We start from the raw sequence: 26,949 nt of genomic DNA, 5'->3' as shown, positions 1-26,949 counted from the left end.
GGCTCGCCGGAAAACACTCATCGCCCCCGAGGCCAGGTCGCGGCCTTCTGGGGAAACCTGCGCTCCGCGCGTCAGAACTTGCCGATCAGGTTCACGAACACCCCGCGCTTGGCCGGCTCCACCCCGCGCAGATCATCCGACACCCCGCCCCAGGCGTAGCCGATGCCGATCCGCGCGTTCGGGCCGATCTCGCGGTAGACGGCCAGCAGCGCGCCGTATTCCGTCATCGAGGCACGCGGCGCGTGAAGCACGCGAAGCTCGGCCATCGCGTCCCACAGATGCACGATGCGGTAATCCGCCCGCAGCACCGCCAGATGCGCGGTCGATGTCACCTGATCCGAACGGTCGCGGTCCGCCTGCCGGCGCGTGCGGAAGCCGTATTTGCCGCCCAGCGTCCAGCGCTGGTCGAGATCATAGCTGAAAGCGGCGTTCAGGATATGGCTGCGCTGGCGCGGCCCGTCTGTCTTACCGTCGATATTGACCTGATCCGCGCCCGGCAGGTCCTCGAGGTAGGTATAGCTCAGCAGCGCGTTCAGCCGGTCGCTGTCGATGGGGCGATAGGCATAGCCCAGCATCGCCTCGACATAGCGGCCGTCGCGCAACTCGTCCTCGCCCTGCGAGATCACGGCATCCAGCGCGCCCACCAGGCGCCAGTCGTCACCGGTGCGCCAGGTGAACTCGCCCGTGACCATCCAGCTCTGGCGCGCGGCCAGCCGCAGCGGATCGTCCGAGCGCTCGCGCCGCCATTCGCCGCGCAGCTTCGCGGCCTGATCCCCTCCGTTCGAGAATTGCGTGCCCAGCGACAGCCCGCTGCGCCGCATCATGGTGCCGTCCGGTTCCAGCACCCGCCCGGTGATCAGCCCGGCATCATGGCGCCACCGTTCGTCCGGCGTGTAGCTGACGCCATGGGTCGAGGCCAGCGACCGGCGGCTGGCGATGCCGCTGCGGATCGTCTCGGTCGTATAGGTCCAGGCGCGGTTGATCTGCCGCTGCGCGCCGAAGGTCAGGCCGCGCCGTTCGCCGCTGGCGAGGTTGTCGACCTGCGTCGGATCCTCGCGCCAGCCCAGCGTATAGCTGCTGGCCGCGCTTGCGGCCCAGGTCAGCTGCGCCTGCCCGGCGGCGCCCTGGGTGCCCTGCGAAACCTCGGCCAGGGCGCGCAGGCGGTCGGAGACCGCCGCCTCGGCCCCGACGCCGACCCGGTCGTCCCTGCGCATGTCGCCCGAGCGCGACAGGCTGGCCTGGCCAAAGATCCATGCCGAAAGGTCGTCGTCGCGGTGCCAAGTCAGGCGGGCGGCGGCGTCGGTGCCGCGGCCGTTTTCGCCCACGACCAGCGATCCGGGATTGGCGCGGTCGCGATGCGCGAGTTCAGCCTCGATCTGCCAATGGCGGCTCAGCCTGTGGTCGATGCCGATGCGCGCGCGGTCGTCGCGCTTTCCGGCATCGTCGCGGAACCGCGTCGCGCCAAAGGTCAGGGCGGTCGCCGGGCCGATCCCGACCTGCCCGTCAAGGCCGGCGCTGCTCTGGCCCACCGTCACGTTCCAGTCGGGCGCGGTGAAGCCCTGGTCCCGCCGGTCCCAGAAGGCAGAGACATGGCCCGCGCCGCCGATCTCGGCCAGATCCAGCCGGCCCTCGACATGCGTCCCGCGCGCCCGCAGGCCCTTGGCCCCGGCAGTCGGGCTCGCCGGGTCCAGATCCAGGCCGCCGGTCAGCGACAGGGTCTGGCCGAAGCCCGGCCCCTCGCTTTCGGCGATCTCGGCCGAGAGCCAGCTGTCCTCGTTGCGCTTCCACAGCAGGTCCGCGCCACCCAGCCGGTTATCGGCCCCGCCGGCCGCTTCCTGCGCCAGCGTGGCGCCGAAGCGCAGATGCGGCGTGACCCAGGTTTCGGCCCGCGCGCCATGGCTGTCACCGGCGCCGGCGCCATTGGCGGGAACATAGTCGTATTGCGCCACCAGATTGACGATCCGGTCGCCAAGCGTGCCGTCGCCGACCAGCCCCGGCCCGCTGGCCGAAGGCGACAGCGGCGCGTTCAGGATCACCACGCCCTGCACATAGTCGATGCGGTAGTCCCGGCCCTCGACCAGGCGCCGGGACGAAACGATGGTGTTCGAGACCCGGTCGCGCAGCTCGACCAGCAGCGTCTCGGTGCCCGATTCGATGTCGCGGTGCGACAGGAAATAGGTGCTGCCGCCGGTGCCGCGGAACACGTCGCGCTGGCTCAGCCGGTCGGTCGAGGCCGCATAGGCGCTGATCCTGCCGCGCGGGCTGCCATCGGCGACGGTCTCGGGCGATTGCCAGCCAGCCGAGGCGCCGTAGAGCGTGCGGTCGCTGCGCACCATGCGGTCCAGGTCGCCCTCGGGGCGGAAATCGCCCCACAGCGCATGGCCCCGGTCGTTTTCCAGCCGCAGGAACAGCCGCCCCGAGGTTGGCGCCAGATCCTCCACCGTGCTGTCGTCGCCGGTCGCCACCCAGACGTCGCGATCCTCGATCTGGCGCAGCACCTGGTCGGGGAAGCGCCGGGTGCCGTGGCGGAACATGTCGCGCAGTTCCGTGTCGCGCGTATCGACCGAACCGGTCAGCTTCGTTCCATCGGCCAGCACCCCTTGGACGAAACCCGCGACCCGGCCGTGACGCCAGTTCCCATCGGTCGCGCTGTCACGGCCAAGGGTGATCTCGGCGATGCCGGTCGCGAACAGCTCGCGCTGCGGCACGGTGACGCGGTGGGTCTGCGACTGGCTGCCCATGGCGATGTCCAGGTCATGCTCGCCCGGCGGCAGGATGCGTTGCAGCACGAAACGCCGGTCGGCGTCCGGCGTCACCGCCTCGCCCAGCACGGTCAGCCGGGCACCGGCCGGCAGATCCTGGCCCGAGACCGTGACCACCGCGCCGCGCACCGGGATGGTGCGGCGCGCCGTGCGATCCTCGCCCTCGCCCGCCGCGATGATCGGGCCGGTCAGTTCCGGCCCCTCCAACGGCGCCGAGGCGCGGGTCAGCGGCAGCGGCGCGGTCTCGTCGTAACGCCCGCTGCGGTCATGCACCCGCAGGACATAGAGCAGTTCCTGCGGCCCATCCGCAGGCATCACCCATTCGGTCAGCCCGTTCGGGCGCGCGGGCAGCACGGCGATCGGATGGCCGGGGCGGTCGGGATCGGTCACGATGACCTCGGCCCGCGCGATCCAGCCGGGATAGTTCGATGCGGTGCGGAAGCCTATCGCCTGCCCCGCCCGGTAGCGGCTGCGCATGTCGGCGGTCGAGACGTTCAGGACCGGCCGCGCGCCCAGCCCGTCGACGCTGACCTGCAGGTCCAGCCGGTCCAGATCGTGATCCACCACCGCCTGCGGCCAGTCCGGCGGCGGCGGCGGGCCGGCAATGGTCCGGGGGGGCGCCGCAGGGGCTGCATCGACCGAGATCGAAAAGCCCAGATCGCCCAGATCTCCGGCCGGATCGCGCTGCGCGTCGGGCGGCAATGCGGGTGAAGCCACCGATCCGGTATTGCCATATGCGCAAGCGCCGGGCCGTTCGCCCGGAACCGGCGCGCAGCCCCTGTCATCCCGCTGGGCCAGTCCCGGTTGCAACGAAAGGATCAGGACAAGCGCGGTGCAGGCCACCAGCCTGTGCTTGCTGATCGGGTTCATGCTGGAAAAATCCGCCCTGATCATCAGCGCCCCACCGGCCGCGTTTCCACCACCGTCTCGATATGCGGGGCAAATCGTCCGTTCGCGGGCCACAGCCGGCGCAGCGCGGCCTCGACCCGGCGCAGCCGAACCCTGGCGTCGCCGCGCCGCTCGCCCGGGCCCAGCCGATAGCTCAGCCGCAAGACCGAGGGCCGGGCCGCGATTTCGGCGACGAGCCGGCGCAGGCCATCCTGCAACTCGGGGCGCGGATCGTCGCCGCTGAAGGCGCGCGCCGAGAGATCCACGCGCGCGACCCGGGACAGGCTGGCTCCGAAATTCATCTTCGTCAGCATCCCCGGCGTCAGCCGCACCACGCGTGGATTTTCGGAGGTCGGCCGATAACCCAGCGGCAGCGTGCGCTCATCCAGCTTCAGCATGAAATTGGCGCCGATGTCGCGCGGCAGCGCCGCGCAGGGCAGGCTGAAGCGGCCATGCCGGTCCGTCGTCACCGCCAGCCCGTTCGGCGCTACCAGCCGCACGCCCGGCAGGCCCTGTTCGGCCCCCTCTTCGCCGGGTCGCGCGTTCCGGTAACCGTCATGGTCCAGGTCGTCGAAAACCCGGCCAATCACGGTGGCACAGGCAAGAACTGCATCGACCTCGACCCGGATCGTGGCCGTCGCCTCGGGCGTGACCGGCCGGCCGGTCGCGGGGCTGAACGCCTGCGCCCGGCTCGCATGAGGGCCCGGCCGGACGCCGCCGCCGACCAGAGCCTCGATTCGCACCCGCAGGGTTTCCCCCGCAGCAAGGGTCAACCCGCGCCAGAGCAGGCGGTTGCCCCGGATCTCGGGCTCGACCCTGGCGCGGCCGACCGTCGCGCTGCCGGAACGATAGCTGAAGCCGGCGGGCAGGGTATCGACCAGGTCGGTGGTCGTGGCGATCCCGGCGGCGTTATTGGTAAGTTCCAGCACATAGCCGACCAGATCGCCGACGACGGCCGTGCCGCGATCCGCCGCGTTGGTCAGCGTCAGCCCACCGGCCCGCATCGTCGGCGAGACCACGGCGTCCTCGGACACCGCCCGCACGCCCGCGACCGAACGGCCTGTCGCGGTGGCGGCCAGGTTGATCTGGCCCTGGCGGGCATCCTCGGCCGTGACCGTGTAGCGATTGCCGGCGCAGGTCAGCACCGCCGTCCCGGCCACCGATAACCGGATCGGCCGGCAGGAGAAGCCGGGCATCTCCAGGCTAAGGCTGCCCGCATCGATGGTGACGTCCTCCAGCGGGACATTGCCGGTATTGGTCACGGCGAAGCCATAGGCGATCTGGTCGCCCGCATCGAAGATGCCGTTGCCGTTGCGGTCCGGCGTCTCGACGATGCTGATCTTCAGCAGGATCTCGGGCCGGCCCAGCTTGACCACGGTGGGGTCGTTGGCCGGATCGCCGTCGGTGCCGCCCTTGCCGTCCGGGGTTTCCACCGCCTGCGGATCGTCCAGCGCCGCGCCCTCGGGATCGGTGCCGCTGTCCGAGACGTCTGTGACGCTGAGCAGCCCTCTGCCGTCGCGGATCGGCAGGCCCTGCGTCGTCACCGCATGGCCGGTGACCCGGGCCGCGTTCTGGACATGGCCGCGCCGCATATCCTGATCGCCCAGCAGCCAGATCGCGGCAAAGGCCGTGCTGTCGGTTTCTCCCGGGGCGAGGATCACCGGCCCGCCCGAGACCGTGGCCGCCGGGTCGTCGATGGTGTCGATCCGCAGCGCGACATTGCCGGTGTTGGCGACGGCAAAGGCGAAGTTCAGCGTATCGCCCGCGTCCTCGACGCCGTTTCCATTGGCGTCGGCAAAGCCGGCATAGCGCTTGATCAAGGCGACCGCCGGCGTCCGGGCCAGCCGCGCCACGGTCGGGTCATTGCCCGGATCGCCGTCGGTCTCACCGGCGCCATCCCGCGTCTCCGTGGCTTCGGGATCGGGGACCGCGCGCCCCTCGGGATCGGTCCCGGCATCCGAGCTGGCGCTGATCCGCAGCGGCGCGCCGCCGGGGCCGGGAATGGGGCTGCCGTCGCCGCGCACCGCCGTGCCGGCCACCACCGCCGTATTCTGCACATGGCCGCGATCCAGATCGGCCTGGGTCAGCACATGGCTGGCGGTAAAGCTGCCGCCGTCGCTCATGCCGGCAGCGATGGTGATCGGCCCGCCCGAGACGGTCGCGGTCGCATCCTCGATGCTCTCGACCTGCAGCGCGACACTGCCGGTATTGCCGATCCTGAAGCCAAAGCGGACCACATCCCCGATATCCTGGATGCCGTTGCCATTGGTATCCTCGATTCCGGCCAGCGACTTGATCAGCCGCACTCCGGCGGCGGGCGCGATGGGAACGACGGTGGGGTCGTCATCCCCGGCCGTGGTGCCGGAAATGTCGCTTGCAAGTTCGCCGCTGTCGGCGGAGCCCGTCACCGTCGCGCTGTTGCGAACCTCGCCCGCGTCGATATCGGCCTGGGTCAAGCGATAGGTCGCGGTGAAGCTGGTCGAATCGACCGCTCCCGGCGCCAGCGCGGCGATCGGCCCGCCGGTCAGTTCGACACCCGGCATCGTATCGGTCAGCGCAATGTCATTCAGGGCCGCGCTGCCGGTATTGGCCACCGTGAAGCTGTAGGTGATCGGGTCGCCGATGGCGGCCGGTGTCGAGATGCTGCTGGCATCGGCCAGCTTGATCAGGGCGATGGCGGGCCGGCCCGTCAGCGCCACCACGGTCGGATCGTCGTTCGTGGCATCCGTGCCCGAAACGTCCGTCACCCGGCCGCCACCCGGAGCCTCGCCCTCGGCGGTCGCGGTATTGACCACCTCGCCCGCATCCAGATCCGCCTGAGTCAGCGCATGGCCGGCCGTCACGGTCCGCGACGCGCCCGGCGCCAGCACGGCCACCGGACTGCCCGCGACCGCACCCAGCATCGGGTCGGCCACGGTGACATTCGTCAGCGTCACATTGCCGGTATTGGTCACCGTCAGGCTGTAGGCGATCTGCTCGCCGACCGCCGCCGGTGAAGAGAGCGCAGAGGCATCCGCCGTCTTGATCAGCGCGATCGCCGGCCGGGCAGCCAGGTTCGTCTGCGTCGGATCGTCATTCGTCGCATCCGTTCCCGAAACATCGTCCACCGTGCGGCCGTCGGGCGCCTTGCCTGCGGCGAACGCGCTGTTTTCGATCCTGCCCCGGTCCAGATCGGCCTGGGTCAGTTCGTGATCCGCATTCAGGGTCCGCGACGCGCCCGGCGCCAGCGCGGTCACGGGGCTGCCCGGGATCGCGCCCAGCATCGGGTCGGTCATGGCGACATCCGTCAGCGTCACGTTGCCGGTGTTCGTCACCGTCAGGTCATAGCTGATCCGGTCTCCCCGCATCGCCGGCAAGGACAGGGCCGAGACATCGGCGCTTTTCACCAGCGCGATCGAAGGCGCTGCGGTCAGCGGCACCACGGTCGGATCGTCATTGCTTGCACCCGTCCCCGAGACGTCGGCCACCGCGCTGCCATCCGGGGCTTCGCCCTCGGCGGTCGCGGTGCTGACGACCTCGCCGGAATCCAGATCCGCTTGCGTCAACTCATGGACCGCCGTCAGCGCCTGCGACGCACCCGGCGCGAGCGCGGCAATCGGACTGCCCGCAACCGCACCCACTGCGGGAGCCGCGACGGTGACATTCGTCAACGTCACGTCGCCGGTATTCGTCACCGTCAGGCTGTAGGTGAGCCTGTCACCCTTCGCCGGCGGCGTGTTCAGGGCCGAGGCATCGGCCGTCTGCACCAGCGTGATGGATGGAGCGAAGACCGGCGCCAGCGGCGTCGGCGAGACGACCCCCGGCTGAACCATCGTGCCATTGTTGGAACCGTCGGCAAGCGCGGGGTTGCTTGCCCTGGTCTGGCCCGACAGCGCGCCGGTGCCCTCGGCCTGCGCCCTGTTCTCGTAATGGCCGCCCGATGCCTGAACCGGGGGAAGCGGCCCCAGCGGACGCACGCGGATCCGGAAGCCCAGGCTGCACTGCGCCCCGGCGGCAAGGCTGAAGCCGCTGGCCACGACGTCGTTCGACGCGCCGTCGAAGCCGCCATTCGCACCGCCGCAGCTGCCCGAGGGGGCCGCGACGATGGTGTAACTGCCCGGCGCCAGCGGATCGGTCGCCGGGCTGGCAAGCGCCGCGAAACTGCCGAAGGCCGGCGCGGCGCCGGCCAGCGGGTCGGTGACCTCGATCTGCTCCAGCGCCTCCAGCGAGGGGTTCTGGACGATCAGGCCGAAGCCCGCCGTGAAGCTGCCATCGGCATGGATCGTCAGCCCGCCGGCCAGGGATTTCGCGATTCCGATGCGCGCCCGCGGCACTTTCGGAAACAGGTAGCCGGTCGCGGGCGTCGCGGCGGGCAGCGCGATGCCGCTGATCGTGCTCGCGGTCGCCGTGCCGCCCGCACTGCCGGCGGTCGTCATTCCGTCCTGCAGGTCCGCCTCGCCGATGGCGGCATGGCTGACGCTGTAATGCCCTGCGGGAAGCCCTGCGAAGACATAGCTGCCATCCGGCGCGGTCGTCGCCGTCCGGTGGACCGGCGTCGTGTCGAAGGCGGTGCCGCTCAGCGAGACGGCAAGGCCGCCGATCCCGGCATCGCCGCCATGCGCCGCGGCATCATTGTCGAAATCGCGGAACACGCGGCCCCCGAGCGAGCTGGCATTGACCGTGACGGTGCCGGATCTGGCATTGTTGGCGGTATTCGCCTCGAAGGACGAGGTTGCGATGCCCGCGGTATTGGTAAAGACCTGCCCGGTGGCCGCGATGGAAATCACCCGCGAGGGGGCGGTGATGCGGAGTTCGGCGCCGGGGCTCAGCGTCCCGAGATTGCAGGTGAAGGTGGTCGCGCCGGCCACGCCGGTGCAGGACGACAGGCTTGCCGTGCCGCTGACCATGGCGACCGTCGGGGTTCCGGTCAGTTCGATCCCGGCGGGCAGGTTGCCGGTGACGACCACGTCATCGGCTTCGGCCAGGCCGGCACCGGCGATATTGCGCAGCTCGATCCGGAAATCGAACGGATCGCGCAGATTGACCGTGGCGGGATCCGAGGTGTTCGACACCATCTCGACATCCGCACGGGTGCGCAGCGTGGTCGGCTGGGTCGCGACATTGTCCAGAAGGTTCGCCTCGAATCCGGCCCGGGTTTCGGCTGATGCCACTTCGACCCGGTTCAGCGCCACGCCCTTCGCCAAGCCGCGCGCCGTCACCTCGATCACCCGGCTGTCGCCCGCCGCCAGCAGCGGAAAGCTGCAGGCCAGCTGCCCGCCCGGAACGCCCGCCGCGGGCACCGTGCCGCACGTGCCGTCACCGGGCAGGTCATGGCCGGCATAGGCAAGCGCGCCCGGCAGGTCGTTCGTCACCGCGACGCTGGTCGCGGCCAAGGGCCCGGAATTGGTCACCGTGATGCGATAGACCGTGTCGTTGCCCACCGGCAGCGGATCGACGCTGTCGGTCATATTGACCAGCAGGTTGATCTGCGGATCGGCAATGGTCGTGTTCAGCGAGAAGCTGTTGTTGCCGGTCTCGGTTTCCGGGCTGCTGGTCGCGACGCTGACGGTATTGGACACCGATCCGCCCTGCGCGCCCAGGTCGGGCCGCATGCGGATGGTGACGGTGCGCTGCGCATTGACCGGGATCGTGCCCAGGTTGCAGCTGACCGTATCGTTGCCAGGCCCGACGGCCGTGTTCGCCGCCGGCTTGACCGCGCAGCTTCCGCTGGCAGGCGTGGCCGAGATGAAGGTCAGCCCGGCGGGCAGCGTATCGGTGATGGTCACGTTCTCGGCCTGCGAGAGCCCGCTGTTCAGGTTGCGCGCGGCGATCTCATAGTCGAAGGGCTGGCCCACCGCGGGCGTCGCCGGAGCGGCGGTCATGCTGACAGACACATCCGCCCGCGCGGTGACGGCATAGCCGGTGCTGCCGGAATTGTTGCCGGGCACCGGATCGGGCGTGCCGGCCGAGAGGGCGCTGGCCGTGTTCGTGCGCGCCCCCGCATTGCCTCCGGGTCTGACGGTAAAGATGATGCGCGGGCAATCGCTGCCCGCCGTGCAGACCGGCAGGGTCGCGATGGTGCAACTGGCGGTGCGGCCCGATCCGTTGGAGCCGGTCGAGCAGGACGGGGCCGACGCGCTGCCCGGCAGCGCCGCATAGCCCGCAAAGCCGTGGTTCGGCCCCACGTTGCTGTTGAGAAGCCCGGTCAGCGCATCCGTGACCGTGACCCCGGTGGCGGTGGCGGGACCGTCATTGACGATCTCGACGGTGAACAGGATCGGATCGCCCGAAGCAACCGCGGCCAGGTTCGCCGTCTTGATCACCCGCAGGTCGGCGCTGTTGGCCGCAAGCACGGCAGTGCCGGCATAGGTGGTGCTGTTGTTGCCGGTGTTCGGCTCATCCGGCAGATCGGGTGAACCGACCGTCAGGCCGTTCGGCTGCGCCCCGGCCTGCGTCACCTCTGCCGTCAGCGTGACGGCCGGCGTGGTCCCGTTCACGCCCAGCGGCGCGGCAGAGGAATAGTCCCGCTGGCAGCTCAGAGGCGCCGGCCCCGTCACCGGCAGGGCGGTGCAGCTCCAGCCGTTCGGCGCCGCATGCGTCACCCGCAGCCCGGCGGGAAGCTGGTCCGTCATGCGCAGCCTGCCCACGAAGGCCGCGTTGCCGATATTGCTGGTGCTGATGGTGAAGTTATAGCTCTGGCCCACGACATAGAGCGCCGGCGAAGGGCCGCTCTTGTTCGCGCGCAGATCGACCTGCGGCGCCTGGATGGTCACGCCGCCGTCGCTGGCGCCGTTGTTGGCCGGGTTGGGATCCTCCGGCGCGGCCGAGACGATCTGCGCCGTGTTGCTGACATTGCCCGCCGCATCCGCCCGCGCCACGATGGTGATCGGGCCAAGGGCCAGGTTCGCCCCCGTCCCGCTGCCGGCGGCCCGCGTTGCCGTCACCGTCTGGCCCGAGGTGGTCACGTTCCAGCCCGGCGCGTTGTAGGATACCAGGCTGTAGTGTGCAGGCAGCGTGTCGGTCACGGTGATGCCTTGCGGGCTGTCGCCGGAATAGCGCGGCGTCAGTGTAAAGGTGACCTGCTGGCCCATCAGGATGACGCCGCCGGGCGCGCGCGACTTGCTGATGGACAGATCGCTGCCCGGCGCGATCCCGGTGGTCTTCTGGATGCTGTTGTTGGCCGGGACGGGATCGGGGACCGAGCCGCCGCCGATGCTGGCCGCCGGCGTGACGGTCAGGCCGGAGGCCCGCACAACCTGCGCCTGGAAGCTGCACGTCACCGTCATGCCGGCCGCGACCGGCCCGGCAATGGGGCAGCTATAGGTGCCCGCCGCCAGCGTGCAGCCCGCCGAGGGCGGCGGCACGATATTCGCCAGCCCGGCAGGGACGGCAAAGCCGAGCGTCAGGTTGCCGACCGGATCGGGGCCATTGTTCCTGGCGACGAAACTGTAGATCACGACCGCGCCCGACGGGGCATTGTCGGGTCCGCTCAGCGTCAGCGCCATGTCGGCGCCGGCGGTCAGGCTGGTATTCTCGGTAACCGCGTTGTTGCCGGGCTGGCTGTCGACAGCCCCGGCCATGCTGGTCGGAACCGAGGCGGTGAAGCCGATCGTCCCCTGCGTCGAGGTCCGCAGCTGCGCGGTAAGGCCCGCATGGGCATCCGCGGCCAGCGCCGGCACCAGGCAGGACACCCTCTGCGGGCCCGCGGCCGGCAGCGGCGCGCAGCCAGCGATCGCGCCGGTCGTCGCCTCCAGCACCGTGCCGCTTGGGACATCAAGGCCAAGCGTGGTCGCCGGGGCCGGGCTCAGGCCATCATTCGCGATGCGGATCGTGTAGTCGACAAGCCCGCCGGCCGGCGAAGGATCAGATCCCGAATCGTCGATATTGACGACCCAATCCACGGACTGCGCGACCGCGGCCTGGGATTGGAATGCCAGCAGCCAGCAACCCAGCAGGATCGAAGCCAGATGGCGCAAAAGCGCCCGATGAAAGGGCAACCCGTGATGAGTGAAGATTCTGAACATATGAATCGGGCCCGATCGTCGCCCGCCCCAAGCCTCGGCAGCAGGGTCGTTTTGGCAGAGGACCGATGAATAAATCCCTAATGCTGATGATTTTTTTGGAACGCCCCGGGAGTTCTAACTCCGACCATTGGGCGCCCAGCGCGTGCAGCGCCACCGCGGCGTCCGTCCCCCGGAAGCTGAACCGACGTCGAAGCCGCCCAGCACCAGCGGCGCCAGCATCGGGTTGGTGCGGCATCGCCCAGGTCCTTCGGTACCGGAAGAAGCCCGTGGACCCGCGCAAGAGGCCAGCCCAAGAGACAGGCCGCGCCTCAGGCTTGATCGCGGCGACGGGTCACGCGGTTCTCGCGCCGCCGGCGCGGGCTGTCCCCGGGCGCGCCGCCGCCGGGATCGCCGCGCGGTGGCAGGGCTACCTCGCGCGCCAGGTGCGGAAAGGCGTCAACCTTGTGGGGCAGGCCCATGGCATCGACGAAAAGCTGCTGGAAATGCGGCTCGAGCGCGGTCTCGATCTTCTCGATGCGCTGCACCACCTGCTCGATCTCGCGCCGGTGGCCGCGGTTCAGCAACGCCATCATCGCGCCGGTTCCGGCGGCATTGCCCACGGCCCGGACCTCGGCCAGGTCGCAATCGGGGATCAGGCCCAGCACCATGGCATATTTCGGGTCGATGAACGAGCCGAAGGCGCCGGCCAGCCGGATCGTGTCCACCGCCGCCACGCCCTGCTTTTCCATCAGCAGCCTGATGCCGGCGTAAAGCGCGGCCTTGGCCAGTTGGACCGCGCGCAGGTCGTTCTGCGTCACGGCGATGCGCGGCTGACCGTCGTGCAGCAGATAGGAAAACGTGCGCCCGTTCGGGATGATCCGCGGGCTGCGCGCCGCCTGCGCGCCGCTGATGACGCCGTCCCCGGTCACGATGCCCGACAGATACATCTCGGCCACGACCTCGATGATGGCCGAGCCGCAGAGGCCGGTGACGCCCAGCCGGTTGGCCTCCGCGGCAAAGCCCGGCGCGTCCGACCATAATTCCGAGCCGATGATGCGAAAGCGCGGCTCCAGCGTATCGGGGTCGATGCGCACCCGCTCGATGGCGCCGGGGGCGGCACGCTGGCCGCAAGAGATCTCGGCGCCCTCGAAGGCCGGGCCGGTGGGCGAGGAAGCCGCGACGGTGCGGGCGGCATTGCCCAGCACGATCTCGGCATTGGTGCCGATATCGACCAGCAGCATCATGCGGTCCTGGCGGTGCGGGTCTTCGGCCAGCGTGGCCGCGGCGGCATCGGCGCCGACATGGCCAGCGATGCAGGGCAGCAGATAGGCGCGCGCGCCGGCATTGCCGGAAAGCCCCAGCTCGGCCATGGTGGTCTGCACCGCGCCCGACACGGCCAGGGCGAAGGGCGCCTGGCCCAGCTCGGTCGGGTCGATGCCCAGAAACAGGTGATGCATGATCGGATTGGCGACGAAGACCGCATCCAGGATGTCGTCGGCCGCCACGTCGCCCTCGGCACAGACCTTCGCGATCAGCCCGTTCACCGCCTCGCGCACGGCTCGGGTCATCGCCTCGCGCCCTTCGGGATTCATCATCACATAGGACACCCGGCTCATCAGGTCCTCGCCGAAGCGGATCTGCGGGTTCGGGGCACCGGCCGAGGCCAGCACCCGGCCCGAGAGCAGCGACATCAGATGCAGCGCGATGGTGGTCGAGCCGATGTCGCAGGCGATGCCATAGGCCTGGTTGTGCAGGCCGGGCCAGAGCGCGAGGATTTCGGGGCGCGTGCCGTCCGCGTCGTGATGGACGGCGACGGTGACCCCCCAGTTTTCCCGGCGCAGGATCGTCTGCACCTGCGGCAGCAGCCGCAGCGGCACGGCCGGGTCGTGGATACCCCAGTCGCGCACCAGCACCGCCTTCAGCCGGTCGAGGTCGCCCAGCGGCTGGTGCATGTCGGGCGGGTCCACCTCGACATAGCACAGCCGCACCGCCGGGTCGCGCGCGATGACGCGGTCGCTGGCGGCTTTGCGGACCACCTGGGCATTGACGGTCGTGTCCTGCGGCACGTCCACCACCAGGTCGCCGAGAATGGCGGCGGAACAGGCCAGGCGCCGGCCCGCGGGCAGGCCGCGCAGACGGTCATAGCGGTCCTCCTTGCCGCCCGGGGCCGAGACGTGGTCGCTGGACGAGGTGATGCCGAACTTGGCGAAGCTGCCCTCCTGCACCGCGACCTGGCAGCGGCCGCAGGTGGCGCGGCCGCCGCAGACGCTTTCGACATGCACGCCAAGCTGGCGCGCGGCGTCGAGCAGGCTGGTCCCGACCGGAAAGCGCCCGCGCTTGCCCGAGGGCATGAACAGGACCAGCGGGTCTTTCGGGTCAGAGGCCATGGCGTCAGGCGGGCGCGCCGAGCCGCGCCGCCCGGCCACCGCGCCGCCGTGCCCCGCCCTCCACCGGAACCGCGGTGGGCGCGGCATGTTCGCCGGACCGGAAGTCCTTGTAGGTGCGGATCCAGGTGCCGCAGTCCTTGTCCACGCCGGCCAGCACATTGGCGGCGCGCACCGCCTCCATCTCCTGCGGGCGGCACGGGTTCATGATGGCGCTGGTCATGCCGGCGCCGATCACCATCGGGATGAAGCCCGCGTTGATGCCGTGGCGATGCGGCAAGCCGAAGGAGATGTTCGAGAGGCCGCAGGTCGTGTTCACCTTCAGCTCCTCGCGCAGCCGGCGCAGCAGGGCGAAGACCTGCAAACCGGCGTCCCCCAGCGCGCCGATCGGCATCACCAGCGGATCGACCACCACGTCCTCGGGGCGGATGCCGTGGTCCATGGCGCGCTGGACGATCTTCCTCGCGACCTCGAAACGCACGTCGGGGTCCATGGAAATCCCGGTCTCGTCGTTCGAGATCGCGACCACCGGCACGTCGTACTTGCGCGCCAGAGGCAGGATCGCCTCCAGCTTGTCCTCCTCGCCGGTGACCGAGTTGATGAGCGGGCGGCCGCGCGCGACCTTCAGCCCGGCCTCGATGGCGGCAGTGACCGAGGAATCGATGGCCAGCGGGACGTCCACCAGCTCTTGCACGATCTGCAGCGTCTGCACCATCAGCCCCGGCTCGGTGGCGTTGGGATCGACGGCGGTGACGCCCGCGTTGATGTCCAGCATGGTCGCGCCCGCGGCCACCTGCTCCAGCGCATCCCGGCGCACGGTGTCGAAATTGCCCTCGACCATCTCGGCCGCCAGCTTCTTGCGGCCGGTGGGGTTGATGCGCTCGCCGATGACGCAGAAGGGCTGGTCGAAGCCGATGGCGATTTCCCGGGTCTCCGAGGCGACGATGGTGCGGGTCATGGGTGTTTCCTTTTCGGAATGGGTGGTTGCGTCAGGTTGTGGCGGGATGCGGCGCCGCTTGCGCCTCCGTCAGGATCTGCTGCGGCGTTTCAACGCGGTTGTCGTGCAGGATGTGGTCCAGCCGGCCGGCGACCAGCGCATCGTCGGCCCTGGGCTCGGGGCGCCACGGGCGCCGGCCCTTCAGCACGCCCGAATCGTGGACGATCTCGGCCACGTATTCCTCTTGCCGATAGGCCATGACATGGATGCCGGCGACGCCCGCGATCTCCTTCACCTCGTCGATGATGTCGATGCAGAGCCGCTTGCCCTCGCGCTTCTGGTCGGCGGCGCCTTCCAGCCGGGCGATCACCGCGTCGGGAATATGCACCCCCGGCACGTTGGCCCGCATCCAGCGCGCGGTCCGGGCCGAGGTCAGCGGCCCGACCCCGCACATGATGAAGCACTGCTCGTGCAGGCCCAAGTCGCGGACCCGGGTCATGTAGTCGCGGAACATCGGCACGTCGAAGCAATACTGGCTTTGCACGAATTGCGCTCCGGCGGCGATCTTCTTGGCCAGCCGCAGCGGCCGGAAGTCGTAGGGCGGCGCGAAGGGGTTGATCGCCGCGCCCATGAACATTGCGGGCGGCGTGGTCAGCTTGCGGCCCGACAGGAACCGGCCCTGGTCGCGCATGGTGCGGATCGTTTCCATCAGCGACATGCAGTCGAGGTCGAAGACCGGCTTCGCGCCCGGCTGGTCGCCGGCCTGCACGCCGTCGCCGGTCAGGCACAGCACGTTCTGCACCCCCATGGCCGCCGCGCCCAGCACGTCGCCCTGGATGGCGATGCGGTTCCGGTCGCGGCAGGAAATCTGATAGATCGGCGCATAGCCCATGCGGGTCAGCAGCGCGCAGATCCCGACCGAGGACATATGGCAATTCGCCCCCGAGGCATCCACGGCATTGATCCCGTCCACCCAGCCGTCGAAGACGGCGGCGCGTTCATAGACATCCTCGGGGTCGGCGCTGTCGGGCGGGTTCAGCTCGGTGGTGACGGCGAATTCGCCGCGGCGCAGCACCCGCTCCAGCCGCCCGCGCGAGGCATGGCCGGGAAGCGGTTCCAGCGGCAGATGCGCGCCGGCGGGGTTCTCGTCATGGTGCGGGCTCATGCGGCATCCTTCCGGTGGTCGCGTTCGGCGGCGGCCTGGGCGGTCACGCGCAGCCAGGACGAGGTTCCGGCCAGCGTCCGGTCCACCGGCTTCTGCACCGTCAGGATGGCGTCGCCCTGCACCATGCGGCGCGAACCCTCCCAGGCCTTGACCCAGACGCAGGGCATGTCTGGCCTGACCTCGCAATGCCCGTTGGCGCGCACGCCGCCGCAGGGGCCGTTGCGCAGCTGCTTGGGGCAGTTCATCGGGCAGGACATGCCGGTTGAGGACAGCACGCATTGCCCGCACATCCGGCAGTCGAACATGAAGCCCTTGACCCGGCGTTCGACGAAGCGCATCGGCTTTTCGACCCGGCCGTAGCCCAGCGCCGACCACAGCGGATGCAGCAGCAGGACGGTTCGGGCGAACCGGCGATAGAACCACTCCAGCGCGCGGGCATGGCGCACCGACCACAGCCTGACCGCATAGCCGCGCCCGGGCCGCGCGACCTGCGCCGGACCCCCGGGCCTCGGCGCCTTCGCTTGCGGCGCCCGGCCCTGGCCTGCCGCCGGGATCATTGCACGATGGGTCTGGTCGGACATGCTTTTTCCTGCCTGGGTCAAGGAACACCTGCGGGTTCCGCGCGAAAGCCTGGGCGCCGAGGCCGCCTTGCCGGGCGGCCTTGGCATTTGGGGATGAATCTCCCCTTCCTTGGGGCGAGCATCGCCGAACCGGCAGCTGCCCACTGTCCGGCCCGCGACGGTGACCGCTTCAAAAGCGACGCCCTACCCCCCGCGGCGCAATGCCGCAGCTTGCAGCGCCGGGGCCAGGTCGCCATAGCGCGTCAGGCGTCTTTCATAGGCCAGGCCCAGCATGGCGGCGGCATCGCGCGCCACCCGCTCCAGCGCCGGATCCTCGGTCTGCGCCAGGTAGACGACCTTGCGGTAATTGCCGAAGAAGTCCCGCGCCAGCTCGGGGTGGCGGTCGAGCCCCAGCGGCCGCACGAAGAAGGCGTCGAACTGGCGGCACAGGAAATCCGTCATGTAGAAGGCCGTCACATCGGCATCCGCCACCGCGGCGAAGGCCGCGGCGCCCTGATAGACGGCAAAGCAATGCGGCCCTTCCAGCCGCGCCACGCCCTGCCGCGCCAGCACCTTGTCGAGCATGCCGCCGCTGCCGCAATCGGCATAGCCGACGAAGATGTGGCTATAGCCCTCGGCGCGCGCGGCGTCGATCGCCGCATCCACGGCGGCGGCGACGCGCTGGGGCTGGAAATGCAGCTCGGCCGGCAGGCATTTCAGCACCAGATGCGCCAGGCCCTGCTGCTGGCGGATTGCCAGGATCTCGCGCGCCAGCATGCCGCAGGCGATGACCAGCACCTTGTCCGGCGCGGGTGGCGGTCCCTCCGCCCGGGCCGGGGTCGGCAGGGGCGCCGTCACGATCCGACGCGCCTTCAGCCTTGCCGCGCGGCCGCGCCGAGCCTTTTCCATGCCCCCGCCCTGCCCTGCGTCCCGCCTTCAGGCCGCGCGGCTGTTGTGCTTGCGCGTCATGAAATCCTTGGCCATCTCGACGGTGACCGCGGCGTCGCGGCAATAGGCGTCCGCGCCCACGGCCTTGCCGAAATCCTCGTTCAGCGGCGCGCCGCCGACCAGCACGGTCAGCCGGTCGCGGATGCCCTTTTCCTCCAGGGCGTCGATCACCACCTTCATGTAGGGCATGGTCGTGGTCAGCAGCGCCGACATGCCCAGGATGTCGGGCTGGTGCTCCTCGATGGCGGCCAGATAGCTTTCCACCGGGTTGTTGATGCCGATGTCCACGACGTCGAAACCGGCGCCCTCCATCATCATGCCGACCAGGTTCTTGCCGATGTCGTGGATGTCGCCCTTGACGGTGCCGATCAGCAGCTTGCCCTGCTTGGGCGCGTCGGTCGCGGCCAAGAGCGGGCGCAGGATGGTCATGCCCGCCTTCATGGCATTGGCCGACAGAAGCACCTCGGGCACGAACAGGATGCCGTCGCGGAAATCCTCGCCGACGATGCGCATGCCCTCGACCAGGGCCTTGGTCAGCACGTCATAGGGCGTCCAGCCGCGCTCCAGCAGGATGGTGGTGCTTTCCTCGATCTCTTCCTTCAGGCCGTCATAGAGATCGTCGTGCATCTGCTGCACCAGGTCGTCGTCGGGCAGGTCGGCAAGGCTGATGTCGTCGTCGGACATGGCTGGACTCCGGAAGGTTGCAAGGGGCGCCTGTTTCCGCATCCGGCCAGCGCGCCGACTGGTGATGCGCCCTGTATAGCGCAGCGCCCCGCCGCCCCACTGTCCGGATTGCGACAGCCGCTGCCGCAGCCAAGCCGGTCCGCGCGCCGCGCTTGGCTACAATCCACAGTCAGCACGGCGCTGTGGCCGTGAGGGAGACGGGAATCACCGCATGACGGATAGCGTGACGACGGCAGAGGACACCGGCAGCAGGCGCGGCCGGGGCGAGCGCGGGGCATCGGCCCGGCGCGCGGCACGGGCCGGGGGCGGGCCGGGCGCGCAACTGACCTATATCAGGCGCCAGGTGCCCTATTACGAGGTGCTGAGCGAGGAAGGCCTGGCCCTGATCGAGGCCAATGCCGACACGGTGCTGGAGGAGATCGGCATCGAATTTCGCGACGACGCCGAGGCGCTGGCGATGTGGAGGGAAGCGGGCGCCGACGTGCGCGGCCAGCGCGTCCATTTCCCCAAGGGCCTGCCGCGGGCGCTGCTGAAGACCGCGCCTTCGGTCTTTACCCAGCACGCAAGGAACCCCGCGCGCTCGGTGCAGATCGGCGGCGGCGCCACGGTCTTCGCCCCGGTTTACGGTCCGCCCTTCGTGCGCGACCTGGACGGCAACCGCCGCTATGCGACGCTGGAGGATTTCCGGAATTTCGTGAAACTGGCCTATCTGGCGCCCTCGATCCACCATTCCGGCGGCACGGTCTGCGAACCGGTGGACGTGCCGGTGAACAAGCGCCACCTGGACATGCTGCTGGCCCACATGACGCTGTCGGACAAGCCCTTCATGGGCTCGGTCACCGCGCCCGAGCGGGCCGAGGACACCGTCGCCATGGCGAAGCTGCTGTTCGGCGAGGATTTCGTCGACCAGAACACCGTGACCATCAGCCTGATCAACGCGAACTCGCCCATGGTCTTCGACGACACCATGCTGGGCGCGGCCAAGGTCTATGCCCGCGCCAACCAGGCCTGCATCGTCACCCCGTTCATCCTGGCCGGCGCGATGAGCCCGGTCACGGTGGCGGGCACGCTGACGCAGGTGCTGGCCGAGGTGCTGGCGGGCGCCGCCTTCACCCAGCTGGTGCGGCCCGGCGCGCCGGTGCTGTTCGGCACCTTCGCCTCGTCGATCTCGATGCAATCCGGGGCGCCGACCTTCGGCACGCCGGAACCCTCGCTGGTCTCCTATGGCGCGGCGCAGCTGGCGCGGCGGCTGGGCCTGCCGTTCCGCACCGGCGGCTCGCTCTGCGCCGCGAAGATCCCGGATGCGCAGGCGGCCTATGAAAGCGCCAATACGCTGAATTCGACCCTGCTCTGCGGTGCGAATTTCGTGCTGCATGCGGCCGGCTGGCTCGAAGGGGGGCTTTCCGCCTGCTACGAGAAGTTCATCATGGACGCGGACCAGCTGGGCGTGGCGCAGAAGCTGGCCCAAGGCGTCGACCTGTCGGAAAACGGCCAGGCGCTGGATGCGATCCGCGAGGTCGGTCCCGGCAGCCACTACCTGGGCTGCGCCCATACCCAGGCGAATTTCCAGACCGCCTTCTATCGCTCGATCGTGGCCGACAACAACTCGTTCGAGCAATGGCAGGCCGAGGGCGAGAAGACCGCCCCGCAGCGCGCGGGCGAGATCGCGCGGCGCTGGCTGGACAACTATGAGGCGCCCTCGCTGGACCCCGGCATCCGCGACAGCCTGGACGATTTCGTGGCGCGCAAGAAAGCCTCGATGCCGGATGCCTTCACATGAAAGCCGCCGGTCTCGGCACGGGCAAAGGTGGCGGAGCTGATCCATGATGAGGTCTGGCGCAACCAGGTCCGCCCGCGCGATGGCGGCTGACCTGCCCGAGCGCGCGGCCGCCGCGCTGGCCCGCAGCGGCCTGGTGCTGCGCGGCGGGCTGAATTTCGAACCGGGGGAGCCGCGGCCCCCCGGCCCCGGCGGCGCCCCGGCAGCGGCGGTGCTGCTGGTCGGCAATGTCGGCGCGGGCTACTGGCCGGTGTTCACGCGATGGCTGGACCGGCAGGCGACCCCGCCGGCCGATCCGCTCGACCAATGGTCGCGCGCGGTGATCGCGCGGGCGGCGGCGCAGGTCGGCGCGCGGGTGCTGATGCCCAGCGACCGGCCCTTTGCCCCGGTCCAGCAATGGGCGATGCGGGCCGGCGGGCTGAAACCCTCGCCGCTGGGACTGCTGATGCATCCGCGCTACGGGCTGTGGCACGCCTATCGCGGCGCGTTGCTGTTCGACGCCCCGCTGCCCGGCGCGGTGCTGCCCGGACCGGACGGGTCCGGCGGCCATCCCTGCGATTCCTGCGCCGCAAAGCCCTGCCTGCACGCCTGCCCGGTTGCGGCCCATACCGCCACGGGCTTTGCCGCCGCGGCCTGCATCGCCCATGCCCGCAGCCCGCGCGGCGGCGCCTGCGCCCGGCAATGCCCCGCGCGCGATGCCTGCCCGCACGGCCGCGCATGGCGCTATCCGGCCGAGGTCCTGGCCTTTCACCAGCGCGCCTTCACCGGCGCATGACGGCCCTGCCCGGGCCGGGTCAGGGCAGGACCAGCACCTTGCGCTCGCCCCGCTCCTCATGCGGGGAAAGCGCATAGAGTTCGCGGTAGCATTTCGCGAAATGCGAGGCCGAGACGAAGCCGCAGGCCACCGCCACCTCGATCACCGGCAGCGAGGATTGCATCAGCAGGTGCCGGGCGCGGTCCAGCCGGATCTCGAGGTAATAGCGCGCCGGAGAACGGCCCATCTCGCGGTCGAACAGCCGCTCGATCTGGCGGCGCGACAGGCCGACATGGGCGGCCAGCCCGGCCAGGGACAGCGGCTCGGCCAGGTTCGCCTCCATCAACTCGATGACGCTCAGCACCTTGGGGTTCTGCACGCCCAGCCGCGCCCGCAGCGGCAGGCGCTGGCGGTCGCCCGGGCTGCGGATGCGGTCGGTCAGCAGCTGCTCGCAGACCCGGCCCAGCAGCGCCTCGTCGAAATCCTCGCCGATCAGGTGCAGCATCATGTCGAGCGCCGCCGTGCCGCCGGCGCAGGTGTAGATGGTGCCGTCCACCTCGAACAGGTCGGCATAGGCATCGGCCGAGGGGAAGGTCTCGGAAAAGCCCGCCAGGTTCTCCCAGTGCAGCGCGCAGCGCCGGCCGGCGAGCAGCCCGGCGCGGGCCAGGACGTAGGCCCCGGTGCACAGCCCGCCGATGGCGATCTTGCGGCTGTTCACCTCGCGCAGCAGGGTCAGGACCGGCTTCGGCTGATAGGTCTCGATCCCCAGGCCGGAACAGACGATCACCATGGACGGGCGGTCCGGCCCGGCGAGCTTGCGCCGTTCATCCTCGATCGAGGTATCCACATGGCATTCGACCCCGTTCGAGGCCTGCACCGGCCGACCGTCGAGGCTGGCCAGCCGCCAGCGATAGGCATCATGGCCCAGCATGCGGTTGGCTGCGCGCAACGGTTCAAGCGCGCTGGCAAAGGCCATCATGGTGAATTCCGGCACCATGAAGAAAACGATCGAACGCTTGACAGCGCCGACTTGTGACAACTGTGGTGTTCCCCCCGAACAGACCGCCTGCATCGGATGCCGCGGCCTCTCCAGCTTGGCGGAAAGGCCGGTCCGGTCAATAGCGCGCCGGGCCGCACCGCTGCGGCATGATGCCGCCGGGGGCGTCGGCCCGGACGCCAATGGCGGCCGCAAAGCCCTTCGTTGCACCCCAAGTTCGCGGACATCTTCGCAGGGGGCGCGATTGCCGCTAGTTCTCCCCAGCAAGCCTGAAACCGATGGAAGCGATGGGCGTGCTGGTGCGGATGAAGGCGGGCTGCCCGGTCGCAAGCCTCGAGAATCCGGAACCCGTCTTGCGGGAGCTGGGCGCTCAGCCCTCCTCCTCGCTCTCCTGCCCCGAGTTCGGCTCGGCCATGCGGCGATGCTGCTCGGCAAGCATTCCGGCGGGCGTCACATGCGCCGCCGCGACCTGCATCCTGTTCTTCCAGCCGGTGACGATCTGTTCCTCGCCGGCCATCATCGCCTTGAAGCCGGCCTCGGCCACCTCCGCGGCATCGGCTTTCCGGGCCTGGCCGATCCGGGTATCGAGCAGCCCGGCACGCTGGAAGAAGCGCGTCTCGGTCGCGCCGGGCATCAGCAGCGTCACGCTGACGCCGCTGTCCTGCAACTCGTGGCGAAGCGCGATGGCAAAGGAATCGATGAACGCCTTGCTGGCATTGTAGACCGCCTGGAAGGTGCCCGGCATGAAACCGGCGATCGAGCCGGTCAGCAGGATGCGGCCGCTGCCGCGCCGGATCATGTCGCGCGCGATACGCTGCACCAGGTAAAGCGTGCCGACGATATTGGTGTCGATCACATGGCGCGCCTGCTGCCAGTCCTGGTCGACGAAGGCATGGCCCAGCCCGCGGCCGGCATTGGCAAGCAGGATATCGACGGGCCGCGCGCCCGCCAGCCCGACCAGCCGATCGACCGCCGCCGGGTCCGAAAGATCGCCCTGCAGGGCCTTCGCCTCGCGCCCCATGGCGCGGATTTCCGCGGCGGCATCCTCGATCTCGGGCTCGTCGGCAGCCAGGATCAGGTCCAGCCCGTGGCGGGCGCAGCAGCGCGCCAGCTCCAGGCCGATCCCGCTGGATGCGCCGGTCACCAAGGCAAGTTGTGTCATGAAACCATCCTCCTTCGTGCCGCGCGGGTCGCGCGCGGCCTGCTCAGCGTGCCGGGCCGCCGGCCCCGCTCAGTTCCGCGTTCAGGCGCTGCGCCTGTTCCAGATGGCCCAGCACCACCGGCAGCTGCTCGGCCGCGAAGCGCTGGATCTCGCCGTCCTGGCCCTGCCCGACCTCCCAGGCCAGAAGCTGCGCCGTCTTCTGATGCTCGACGACCTGCGCGCGGACATAGGCCAGGTCGAAGGCCGTCCTCTCCGCTGCCTCCAGCCGTTCGCGCAGCGCCTGCTGATCGGGGGCGGGCTCCTGCGGCAGGGGAATGCGCACGGCCTCGGCCAGTTCGGCCAGCCGGGCATTCGCCGCGCCGTGATCCTCGACCATCATCGCGGCGAAATCCCGCACGCTCTCGGCCTCGGCCTTGTCGCGCGCCATCTCGCCCAGCTGCACCTCGGCCAGGCCGCCCGCGGCGGCAAGCTGCGCGAACAGCCGGTCCTGGGTATTCGTCTGGTGCGGCGCGGGCTTGCCCGGCTCGTCCAGCCGCGTGTCGGGGGCCATGCCGGCGGGATTGCCGATCTGGGCCAGCGCCGGAGCGGCAGTCAGTGCGGCGCCCAGCAGAAAAGCGGCAATGCGTGTCATGGAGTCCTCCGTTACAGGGTCAGCAGATAGGCAAGCAGGTCGTCCTTTTCGTCTTGGGTCAGCCGGGTGCTGAGGACGAGGTTGAAATACTCGACCGTGTCGGCCAGGGTCAGCAGCCGGCCGTCATGCAGATAGGGCGGCGAATCCTTGATGCCGCGCAGGGTGAAGGTCTTGATCGGCCCGTCCGGCAGCGTCACCATGTCGTTGGCGACCTGGCCCGGCTTGTAGAAGCGCTCCAGCTTCAGGTCGTGCATCTGGTTGTCCATGAAGGCGGTCTCGGGGCGATGGCATTCGGCGCAGCGGCCCTTGCCCAGGAAGACCTGTTCGCCCGCCAGCTCGCTTTCGCTGGCCAGCGCCGGGTCGAGCCGGCCGAACGGGTCGAGCTTCGGCGCCGGCGGAAAGTCGATGATGTTCTGCATCTGCGCCATCATCGCCACCTGGTTCGGCCGGTCGGGCAGGTTCACGCCCTTGCGGGTGGCGCTGACATGGTCGCCGTTGAAATAGGCGGTGCGCTGCTCGAATTCGGTGAAATCCTCGATCGAGCGCAGCGAGCGTTTCGAGCCGTGGATCTGCTGGTTGAACATGCCCCGCAGGCTGGTGGTGTCCAGGCGGAAGCGGTTGGCCTGCGGGCGCACGTCCGGCGTCAGGTGAAACGCCGCATTGCTGTGGAAATTCGAATGGCAGTCCAGGCAGGCCACGCCCAGGCTGGGCTGGGCGACCTTGCGATCCTCGGTCTGGTTGAATTCCTCCTGCGGGAAAGGCGTCAGCAGCAGCCGCAACCCCTCCATCTGCACCGGGGTGATCAGGCCGTTCATGATCTCGTAATAATTGCGGATGGTCAGCAACTCGCCACGCGAGACATCGCCCAGCTGCGGCTGCGTGGTCAGGAAGATCGGCGGGGGGAATTCCGGCGTCAGGTGGACGGGCAGGTCGGCTTCGACGTCGAAACGGCGCAGATCGCGCTGCTCCTGTTGCGCGATCGCGTCGATCTGCAACTCGGGAAAGACCTGGCCGCCGGTCGCCTGCTTGACATGCGGAAGCGGCAGGAAGCCCTGCGGCAGCAGGCCCTGTTCGCGGATCTCGGCGGGCGCCATGCCGGCCAGCGCGTCCCAGCTGCTGCCCTCGGGAAGCTTCACCCGCACGCCGTCCTGGACCGGCTTGGTGCCGCCCGACATCATCATGCCCTGTCGGGGCTGATCCGAGAGGTCGTAGCGCCGCTCCAGCAGCGCGCGCTGGCGTTCCATCACCTGGGGCTTCTGCGCCTCGTCCAAGGCCCTGGCCCTGGACAGCGGCATCGTGGGCAGGGGCCGGTAGGTGGTATCGGGCGGCAGCGGATCGGCCCTGGCCGCACCGATGCCGGCCAGGCTGGCGGCGCAAAGCAGGACGAATGCGTGACGGGCCGACATGACTTCCCCTCCCCGGTGTGCAGTCAGACGGGCGCCCTAACCACGACCCGGCCGAATTGTTCCCGGCCATCGCACGTCTCGGGATCCCGCCGCGCGGGCCCGCCTACCAGATCTGCTGCGGCCGCGCGATCATCAGCCACAGGATGCTCAGGACGGCGGCGAAGGCCGGAAAGCCGAAGACGAACCAGGTGCGGAACAGCCGGAAATAGCGCGGCGGCAGGGCGCCCCCCTCTTGCAGGGCGGCCACCGCGAGGTCGCGCATCTGCATCTGGATCCAGACCACCGGCAGCCAGAAGGCCCCGGTCACGAGATAGAGAATGAGCGAGAGCACGATCCAGTGCTCGCCCAGCCCATAACCCAGGTACCAGACCAGCGCGAAGCCCGTCACGGGCTGCGCCACGACAGCGGTGGCGGTGAACAGGAAATCCGCGATGACGACGATGCGCGCCACCCCCGCGATCAGCGCCCGGTCGCCGGAAAGATGCGCCAGCAGCATGAAGAAGGCGATGCCCGCCCCGGTTCCCAGCAGAACCGAGGCGCCGACGATATGCAGGTATTTCAGGATGAAATACAGCATCAGCGTTCGTCCAGGATCGCCAGCGCGACGAAATGCGCGACAAGGATCGGCCAGATCTTCAGCAAGGGGCCCAAGGGCTCATTCCACAATTCGGGCAGCAGCAGGCTTCCGGTGACGATATAGAAGCAGGACAGCGCGATCGCCGCCCAGAGCCCGCGCCGCGCCGTGGGCCGCCAGGCGATCGCCAGCCCGATGGCGCCGTCGGCCAGCGCCCCCGCCACCACGCCCGGCCCGGCCAAGGCTCCGGTCTGGGCGCGATGCATCAGCTCCAGCCCGTTGCCGAAACCGGTGGTCAGCGAGATCACCGCCGTCAGCGTCCAGAACAGCACCAGCACCACGAACAGCACCGGCTTGATGCAATAGAGCCCGGCGAACCAGCGGTCCTGGACCGTCGCCGGGCGCAGGCGCAGGGACTCGGCCAGGCTGCGCGGCCGGATGCCGGTGATCCGCGTCCAGGGCTCCGGGTCGCCCACGGCGCCATGCCGGATCTCGCGGCGGGCGGTGCTGCGCAGCGGCGGGCGCCAGCCCAGCAGGCCGGCCAGATCGCCCAGCCGATAGAGCAGTCCCGCCACCCAGCCCGGCAGCGCCAGGGGCCTGGCCGGGCGCCAGCCCAGCCAGGCACGATGCAGCGCGACCACCTCGGCAAAGGACAGCCGCTCGGGCCCGGCCAGTTCCAGCGCCACCCGCGCCGGGCTGTCGGGCCGGACGAGAAGGGCCACGGTCTCGGCGACATCCTCCAGCGCCACCACCTGCAAGGGGCCGGTATCGGGCATCACCGGCAGGACCGGAAGCGCCGCCAGGCCGCGGATCAGGGCGCTGGCACCAAAGACCGGGCCGCCCAGCACGACCGAGGGCCGCAGGATGACCCAATCGAGATCCAGCGCCATCAGCGCCCTGTCGCCCTCGAGCTTGCTGGCGGAAAGGCCGAGGCCTGGTGCCGATCCACGCCGATGGCCGAGAAATGCACTACCCGCCGCACGCCGGCTGCCGCGCAGGCGCGAAACAGCGCCGCCGCCCCGCTGGCATGGGCGGCGGCGGTATCCTCGCGCGCGTTGTCCTGAAGCACGCCGACGCAGTTCACCACCGCGTCGACGCCATGCAGATGCGGCAGCCAGGCCTCGGGGGCGTCGGCCTGCCCGAAATCCACCCGCACCCATTGCGACACGGCGCCAAAGCTGGACGGGTGCCGGCCGCGGCTTGCGCCCACCACGACATGGCCATCCGCCGCAAGCCGGGCGCAGACGCTTTGCCCGATCAGCCCGGTCGCACCTGTCACCAGCACCTTCATGGCGCACCGGCGCATGGATGCAGCGGAGGAACGGACTTGCCTTGTCC

17 protein-coding genes are annotated in these 26,949 nt (G+C 69.9%); 2 read left to right on the top strand and 15 right to left on the bottom strand.

All coding sequences use genetic code 11. The features are described from left to right. Positions 1-71 precede the first annotated feature (71 nt). The 8 genes from ASV56_RS15050 to ASV56_RS15015 form a co-directional block, all read right to left on the bottom strand. Entirely contained in the window at positions 72-3,656 is a 3,585-nt protein-coding gene (locus ASV56_RS15050) for a transporter (RefSeq protein ID WP_062562829.1), read from the bottom strand. Then, positions 3,656-11,653: a DUF7507 domain-containing protein gene (locus ASV56_RS15045; RefSeq protein WP_082724855.1), complete on the bottom strand. Its 7,998-nt coding sequence runs from the start codon at positions 11,651-11,653 to the stop codon at positions 3,656-3,658. Before ASV56_RS15045 ends, ASV56_RS15050 begins: the two co-directional genes overlap by 1 nt. Before the next feature lie 308 nt (positions 11,654-11,961). Further along, the gene (locus ASV56_RS15040; protein ID WP_062563336.1) at positions 11,962-14,019 is read right to left on the bottom strand and encodes an ASKHA domain-containing protein; all 2,058 of its coding nucleotides are present in this window, start codon (positions 14,017-14,019) and stop codon (positions 11,962-11,964) included. A gap of 4 nt (positions 14,020-14,023) precedes the next feature. Next, positions 14,024-14,974: a methyltetrahydrofolate cobalamin methyltransferase gene (locus ASV56_RS15035; RefSeq protein ID WP_062562827.1), complete on the bottom strand. Its 951-nt coding sequence runs from the start codon at positions 14,972-14,974 to the stop codon at positions 14,024-14,026. A gap of 31 nt (positions 14,975-15,005) precedes the next feature. Then, positions 15,006-16,118 carry a methylenetetrahydrofolate reductase gene (locus ASV56_RS15030; protein ID WP_062562826.1) on the bottom strand — a complete coding sequence of 371 codons (1,113 nt, stop codon included), beginning with the start codon at positions 16,116-16,118 and terminating at the stop codon, positions 15,006-15,008. Further along, positions 16,115-16,699, bottom strand: a complete 585-nt coding sequence (locus ASV56_RS15025) for a methylenetetrahydrofolate reductase C-terminal domain-containing protein (protein ID WP_253880064.1) — start codon at positions 16,697-16,699, stop codon at positions 16,115-16,117. The genes ASV56_RS15030 and ASV56_RS15025 overlap by 4 nt, the downstream gene beginning before the upstream one ends. 183 nt (positions 16,700-16,882) lie before the next feature. Continuing rightward, the gene (locus ASV56_RS15020; protein ID WP_082724854.1) at positions 16,883-17,587 is read right to left on the bottom strand and encodes a DUF1638 domain-containing protein; all 705 of its coding nucleotides are present in this window, start codon (positions 17,585-17,587) and stop codon (positions 16,883-16,885) included. 27 nt (positions 17,588-17,614) lie between these two features. Continuing rightward, positions 17,615-18,310, bottom strand: a complete 696-nt coding sequence (locus ASV56_RS15015; RefSeq protein WP_062562825.1) for a corrinoid protein — start codon at positions 18,308-18,310, stop codon at positions 17,615-17,617. A gap of 211 nt (positions 18,311-18,521) precedes the next feature. Between ASV56_RS15015 and ASV56_RS15010 the strand changes: the two genes are divergently transcribed. Together ASV56_RS15010 and ASV56_RS15005 are read left to right on the top strand one after the other, a co-directional pair. Next, positions 18,522-20,090, top strand: a complete 1,569-nt coding sequence (locus ASV56_RS15010) for a trimethylamine methyltransferase family protein (protein ID WP_062562824.1) — start codon at positions 18,522-18,524, stop codon at positions 20,088-20,090. Between the two features lie 79 nt (positions 20,091-20,169). After that, positions 20,170-20,862, top strand: coding sequence for a hypothetical protein (locus ASV56_RS15005; protein WP_062562823.1), 693 nt, complete (start codon positions 20,170-20,172; stop codon positions 20,860-20,862). A 19-nt stretch (positions 20,863-20,881) separates the two neighbouring features. Here the strand turns inward: ASV56_RS15005 and ASV56_RS15000 are convergent, their stop codons facing one another. The 7 genes from ASV56_RS15000 to ASV56_RS24170 all read right to left on the bottom strand — a co-directional run bounded on the left by ASV56_RS15000 (position 20,882) and on the right by ASV56_RS24170 (position 26,890). Next, entirely contained in the window at positions 20,882-21,880 is a 999-nt protein-coding gene (locus tag ASV56_RS15000; protein WP_062562822.1) for a GlxA family transcriptional regulator, read from the bottom strand. Positions 21,881-22,208: 328 nt separating this feature from the next. Further along, positions 22,209-23,000 (bottom strand): SDR family NAD(P)-dependent oxidoreductase, encoded by a 792-nt coding sequence (locus tag ASV56_RS14995; RefSeq protein ID WP_062562821.1) that lies wholly within the window; start codon positions 22,998-23,000, stop codon positions 22,209-22,211. 43 nt (positions 23,001-23,043) lie between these two features. Beyond that, complete coding sequence (locus ASV56_RS14990) at positions 23,044-23,631, bottom strand: DUF4142 domain-containing protein (protein ID WP_062562820.1); 588 nt, start codon at positions 23,629-23,631, stop codon at positions 23,044-23,046. An 11-nt stretch (positions 23,632-23,642) separates the two neighbouring features. Beyond that, positions 23,643-25,037, bottom strand: coding sequence for a hypothetical protein (locus ASV56_RS14985; protein WP_062562819.1), 1,395 nt, complete (start codon positions 25,035-25,037; stop codon positions 23,643-23,645). Positions 25,038-25,140: 103 nt separating this feature from the next. Next, positions 25,141-25,614: a DUF2269 family protein gene (locus ASV56_RS14980; protein WP_062562818.1), complete on the bottom strand. Its 474-nt coding sequence runs from the start codon at positions 25,612-25,614 to the stop codon at positions 25,141-25,143. Further along, on the bottom strand, positions 25,614-26,501 hold the full coding sequence (locus ASV56_RS14975; RefSeq protein WP_216635398.1) for an SDR family oxidoreductase: 888 nt from the start codon (positions 26,499-26,501) through the stop codon (positions 25,614-25,616). The genes ASV56_RS14980 and ASV56_RS14975 overlap by 1 nt, the downstream gene beginning before the upstream one ends. Next, a complete protein-coding gene (locus ASV56_RS24170; RefSeq protein ID WP_216635397.1) occupies positions 26,501-26,890 on the bottom strand; it encodes an NAD-dependent epimerase/dehydratase family protein in 390 nt (129 codons plus the stop codon). The genes ASV56_RS14975 and ASV56_RS24170 overlap by 1 nt, the downstream gene beginning before the upstream one ends. Positions 26,891-26,949: the final 59 nt, after the last annotated feature.

Source organism: Paracoccus aminovorans (assembly GCF_001546115.1).
GTDB classification, from domain to species: domain Bacteria; phylum Pseudomonadota; class Alphaproteobacteria; order Rhodobacterales; family Rhodobacteraceae; genus Paracoccus; species Paracoccus aminovorans_B.
The sequence above is the reverse complement of the archived record's forward strand: the minus strand, read 5'-3'. Positions and strand labels throughout refer to the sequence as shown.